Raw genomic sequence first — 744 nt, 5'->3', positions numbered from 1 at the left:
GATTATTTAAATGAATTATCTGATTTGATACCTTCTCCTCGACACTTAGAAACATACATTGATTTAATTAAGGAAACATCTTTAAAAAGAGAAATTGGCGGTATTATTGCTAAATTATCTCAAATTGCAAGAAGTAAAATAGCTCCCCAAGAGATTTTAGAATTAATAGAAACAAATACTGCAAAATTAAGAAAAAAACTCACCCCCAAGTTTAAAGATTTAAAAAGTTATGTTTCTAAAGTAATCAAAGACATTTTGGAAAACCACAATAAAAATAAATTAGTTGGAGTTAAAACAGGATTTAATAATATAGATGATTTAATTGGAGGCTTTAAACCAGGACAATTAAATATTTTAGCTGCAAGAACAGGAATGGGCAAAACTGCCTTTATGTTAAATTTGGCTGTCAATATTGCTAAAGTTTTTCAAAATATCCCTAAAAAACATAATATTTTGATTTTTAGTTTAGAAATGACATCCGAAGAATTAATTAAACGTTTAATCAGCTGTGAATCTCAGATTAGTATCAAAAAAATGGAACAACAACAATTAACTCGTGAAGAAAAGTTACAATTATTGCAAACAGAAGAAAAATTAAGTGAATTAAATATTTTAATTGATGATGACAGAAATACCAAAATAGAAGAAGTTAAAAGAAAATGCTGTCAATTAAAATTTCACCAAGGACTTGATATAGTTTTTATTGATTATCTACACCTTTTAAGAGATGACCAATTTCTTAAT

1 protein-coding gene is annotated in these 744 nt (G+C 26.3%); it reads left to right on the top strand.

Going from position 1 to position 744, the window contains the following annotated elements; genetic code table 11:
- Window positions 1-744, top strand: a 744-nt coding sequence (locus AACP42_RS03040; protein WP_339332585.1) for a replicative DNA helicase, incomplete at both ends; no start/stop codon positions are given.

Origin of the sequence: Hydrangea phyllody phytoplasma (genome assembly GCF_036985185.1) — a bacterium.
Taxonomy (GTDB): Bacteria; Bacillota_I; Bacilli_A; order Acholeplasmatales; family Acholeplasmataceae; genus Phytoplasma; species Phytoplasma asteris.
The sequence above is the reverse complement of the archived record's forward strand: the minus strand, read 5'-3'. Positions and strand labels throughout refer to the sequence as shown.